Consider the following 4376-nt stretch of genomic DNA (forward strand, 5'->3'; position numbering starts at 1 on the left):
CGTTGCCGAAGTACGACTGTCCTGCACCGGCCGCGATGATCAGACTGTCGTATGGCGTCGTGTAGTCGTGCCCGAGCAGCTCCGAGGTGACCGTCTGGGCGTCGAGATCGACGTGTGTGACGTCGCCGAGCAGCACCTGAGCGTTCTCCTGCTTGCGCAGGATGAGCCGGGTCGGGGGAGCAATCTCCCCTTCGGAGATGATGCCCGTTGCGACCTGGTAAAGCAGCGGCTGGAACAGATGGTGCGTCGTGCGAGCGATCAACTTGATGTCGACATCGGCTTTCTTGAGCTTCTGGGCAGAGTTCAACCCACCGAACCCGGAACCGATGATGACGACCTTATGCCGATCCGTTGCCGTGGCTCCGGGGTGGCTCATTGCTGCTCCTCGCGTGCGAAAACCTAGTCAGTACAACCCCTAGGTTAGTCGGCGCGCTTCCCCGGAGCGCGGTGAGATGACCCACCCCAGTCAAGGGCCATCCCGGGTCGCTCCGCTCTCCCCCGCAAGCGCGGGGACCCCCAGCCCTCAGGAAGTTCACCCGGCCAGCAGTGGCTTGAGCTTCTCGGCAACCTCTGTGACGACACCGGGGTGGTAGCCGTCCAGGCTGGTGACCGGGCTCAGGATCACCCCGTCGATCCCAGCATCGAGGACCCTGGTCTTGATCTGGTCGGCCACCTGCTCCGGGCTGCCGAAGACGGCCTGCTGCCTGAAGTCCTCGGGAATCAGGTCGGCGGTGATTCCCTCGCCGATGATCGCGATCACCAGCATGCTGGTTTCCAGCGTGGCCGGATCGCGTCCGATCTTCTCGGAGCTTTCGCGGACCACCTGCAACTTGCGCGGCAGCTCGTCGAAGCCCGCGATGATGTTCAGGTGGTCGAAGTGCCGGACCGCCAAGGGGATCGTCTTCTTCTCGCCGCTGCCACCGATCATCAGTGGGACGTGCTTGCGGAAGCGCGGCTCGGCCATGGCCTCCTGTGTGCGGTAGTACTTGCCGGAGAACGTCGGGCGCTCGCCCTCGAGCATCGGAAGGATGATCTGCAGGGCCTCGTCGAGCCGGTTGAACCGGTCAGTGAAGGTGCCGAAGTCGTACCCGAGTGAATCGTGCTCGAGCTCGAACCAGCCCGTGCCGATGCCGAGGATCGCACGACCCTGGCTGATCACGTCCAAGGTGGTGATCTCCTTGGCCAGCAGGGTCGGGTTGCGGTAGGTGTTGCCGGTGACCAGGGTGCCGAGCTGCACCTTCTCGGTCGCGACCGCGAGGGCGCCGAGCGTCGTATACGCCTCGAGCATCGGCTGGTCGGGGGTGCCGAGCCCGGGCAGTTGATAGAAGTGGTCCATCACGAAGACGGAGTCGAAGCCGGCCGCTTCGGCTTCCTGCGCCTGGGCGATGACCGTGGGGAAGAGCTGGTCGATTCCGGTGCCGTAGGAGAAGTTGGGGATCTGGAGTCCAAGTCGAATCGTCACGAATCCGACCCTAGCCACGACTAAACGGAACCGGTACCCCGTTTCGCTGACCGCGAAGCGGGAATAAGACTAGTGGTCAGGCGAAGCTTGCCAGCGCGCCGTGGCTGACGTGCAGCGTCTGCCCCGTGATGTGCCTGGCTGCGGGCGTGGTGAGGAACAACGCCAGCCGGGTGATCTCGGCCGCCACCGACGGGGAGGTCGTGGCGATGCCGTCGTAACCCGGTTCGGCACCCCGGCCCGAAGCGACGGCGTTGAGTGTGATGCCCCGAATTCCGAAGTGCGTGGCCTGTCCCGCAGTCCAATTCGACAACGCCGCCTTGACGGCTGCCTCGGGGCTGCCTTCGGTTGAGTTGTCGCCAACGACGTTGATGATGGACCCGCCCGAGCGCAGCTGGTCGCCGAGGATCTGGACCGTGAGAACGGCGGACAGCACGGTGGCGTCCAGTGCCGTGCGCCACGCTGCCGCGCGCTCGGCCAACGTGTAGGTGCGGGGATCGCCACCGTCCCAGCGATGCGCGGGCACGTTCACGATGGTGTCGAGGTGATGGGGAATCTGGGCGCGAGCCTCTTCGAGGCTGGCCGCATCGGTGTTGTCGAAGACGATCGAGTCGACGTCCAGTTCCTTGGCGGCGACCTCGAGGTCGTCACGGCGGGAGCCTGCGATCATCACGTGGTACCCCGCGTCGCGGAACCCCTCGGCGATGACGCGTCCGAGCTCGGTATCGCCGCCGGTGAGCAGCACATCCTTCACCACGACCTCCTCGTGTTCGACGCTGAACCCAGCGAGTCGCCGATGATGTTACTGGACGGTAGCTAGCAGGGGAAACGCGCCACGCGGGGAACGAGAGACATGCTCATTAGGGGTGACTTAGGGTTTGGAACCGTGGCAAGAACCCCGAAGCTCGTCTGCGCGCTGTCGGCGCTCCCCCTGCTCGTTCTAACGGCTTGCGGGTCGGGCACGCAAAGCAGCACCTCGAGCAGCAGCGACGCGCCTGCCGGCGGCAAGCTCACCGTCTTCGCCGCGGCCTCGCTGCAGAAGACGTTCACCGACATCGGCGAGCAGTTCAAGACCGACGAGCCCGGCTGGTCAGTGGATTTCACCTTCGCCGGTTCCTCGGACCTCGTCACCCAGTTGACCCAGGGCGCCAAGGCCGACGTGTTCGCATCCGCGGACACCAAGAACATGGACAAGGCCAGCCAGGCCGGACTGGTCGCGGGCGACCCGGTGAACTTCGCGTCGAACACCCTCGTCATCGTCACCGCGCCGGGCAACCCGAAGAAGGTGACGTCCTTCGCGGATCTGGCCAAGCCGGATCTGAGCGTCGTCGTGTGCGCACCGCAGGTGCCGTGTGGCTCGGCGACGCAGAAGGTCGAGGACGCCACCAAGGTCAAGCTCAACCCGGTGAGCGAGGAATCGTCGGTGACCGATGTGCTGACCAAGGTGACCAGTGGGCAGGCTGACGCCGGGATCGTCTACGTCACCGACGCGCTCGGAGTGGGCGACAAGGTCACGGAGGTCGACTTCGCGGAGTCGTCCACGGCCGTCAACACGTACCCGATCGCCGTGCTGAAGAGCGCGGCGGACGCCGCGGCGGCCAAGAAGTTCGTCGACCTGGTGACGAGCGAAGCGGGCCAGAAGGTCCTCGTCCAGGCGGGCTTCGTCAAGCCTTGAGAAGTTCGGGGAGCCTGCCACGCTGGATCTACGTGCCTGCCGCGATCGGTGCGATCTTCGTGGTGCTGCCGCTCGTCGCGGTGGCGGCGAGGGTCGACTGGTCGCAGTTCTGGTCTCTGATCACCAGTCAGTCGTCGTTGACCGCGCTCGTGCTCAGCTTCAAGACTGCCGCCGCCAGCACGACGATGTGCATCGTGCTCGGGGTGCCGATGGCAATGGTGTTGGCCCGCAGCAACTCCCGCGGGGTGCGCTGGGCAAGGCCGCTGATCCTGCTGCCGCTGGTGCTTCCGCCGGTGGTCGGCGGCATCGCGCTGCTGTACGCGTTCGGCCGCCTCGGGCTCCTCGGTAGGTACCTCGACGCGGCGGGAATTCAGATCGCGTTCACGACGACCGCGGTGGTGTTGGCCCAGACGTTCGTGTCGCTTCCTTTCCTGGTCATCGCGCTGGAGGGGGCTGCCCGCACGGTCGGAGCCGACTACGAGGTGGTGGCCGCCACGCTGGGCGCAAGGCCGACCGCGGTGTGGTGGCGGGTCACGTTGCCGCTGCTGGCTCCCGGGCTGGCGTCGGGCGCGGTGCTCGCCTTCGCGCGCGCGCTGGGCGAGTTCGGTGCGACGCTGACGTTCGCCGGCTCGCGCGAAGGCGTGACCCGCACCCTGCCGCTGGAGATCTATCTCCAGCGTGAGGTCGATGCGGACGCTGCGGTGGCACTGTCGGTGCTGCTCGTCGCGGTTGCCGCCGTCGTCGTGGTCGGACTCGGCAGTCGCAGGATCAGGGCGGGTGGAGCCAGTGGTTGGCAGTAACCCATGAGTGGTGTCGACGTGCGGGCCGTCGTCGAAACCAGGGGCCTGGACGTCCGGTTCACCGTGGCGCCCGGCGAGGTGTTGGCGGTGCTCGGCCCCAACGGCGCGGGCAAGTCCACCGTGCTGCACGTCATCGCCGGCCTGGTGCGGCCCGACTGCGGAGCCGTCCGCGTCGGCGACCGAACCCTCACCGACACGACCGCCGGCACCCACGTCGGCACCCACGACCGTAGGGTCGGACTGCTGATGCAGGATCCCCTGCTGTTTCCCCATCTGTCCGTCGTCGCCAACGTCGCGTTCGGTGCTCGCAGTGGAAAGGGGCTGTCGCGCAAGGCTTCCCGAGCCACTGCGGAGCACTGGCTCGCGGAGGTGGAGGCCGACGACCTGGCGGACCGCAAGCCGCGCCAACTGTCTGGCGGCCAGGCGCAGCGCGTTGCACTGG

5 protein-coding genes and 1 pseudogene are annotated in these 4376 nt (G+C 66.6%); 3 read left to right on the top strand and 3 right to left on the bottom strand.

Annotation, left to right across the window (positions count from 1 at the left end; genetic code table 11):
* The 3 genes and pseudogenes from ndh to QOI01_RS35040 all read right to left on the bottom strand — a co-directional run.
* A pseudogene (gene ndh / locus QOI01_RS35030) lies at window positions 1–376 on the bottom strand (type II NADH:quinone oxidoreductase Ndh); the annotation flags it as partial.
* 156 nt (window positions 377–532) lie between these two features.
* On the bottom strand, window positions 533–1462 hold the full coding sequence (locus QOI01_RS35035; RefSeq protein WP_526388671.1) for an LLM class F420-dependent oxidoreductase: 930 nt from the start codon (window positions 1460–1462) through the stop codon (window positions 533–535).
* A gap of 76 nt (window positions 1463–1538) precedes the next feature.
* Window positions 1539–2213 (bottom strand): SDR family oxidoreductase, encoded by a 675-nt coding sequence (locus tag QOI01_RS35040; protein ID WP_526388673.1) that lies wholly within the window; start codon window positions 2211–2213, stop codon window positions 1539–1541.
* A 99-nt stretch (window positions 2214–2312) separates the two neighbouring features.
* On the opposite strand from QOI01_RS35040, the gene modA reads away from it, so the two are divergent.
* The 3 genes from modA to QOI01_RS35055 all read left to right on the top strand — a co-directional run.
* On the top strand, window positions 2313–3134 hold the full coding sequence (gene modA, locus QOI01_RS35045; protein ID WP_526388675.1) for a molybdate ABC transporter substrate-binding protein: 822 nt from the start codon (window positions 2313–2315) through the stop codon (window positions 3132–3134).
* Entirely contained in the window at window positions 3131–3934 is an 804-nt protein-coding gene (locus tag QOI01_RS35050) for an ABC transporter permease (RefSeq protein ID WP_526388677.1), read from the top strand. The genes modA and QOI01_RS35050 overlap by 4 nt, the downstream gene beginning before the upstream one ends.
* A gap of 3 nt (window positions 3935–3937) precedes the next feature.
* Window positions 3938–4376: ATP-binding cassette domain-containing protein (locus QOI01_RS35055; RefSeq protein ID WP_526388679.1), on the top strand; the 439-nt coding region annotated here is incomplete at its 3' end.

This window comes from Mycobacterium sp. (genome assembly GCF_032162605.1).
GTDB lineage: Bacteria > Actinomycetota > Actinomycetes > Mycobacteriales > Mycobacteriaceae > Mycobacterium.

Bases quoted from the DNA above. Each gene is read 5' to 3' on its own strand.
- modA (WP_526388675.1), top strand. From the start codon at position 2,313: ATGCTCATTAGGGGTGACTTAGGGTTTGGAACCGTGGCAAGAACCCCG.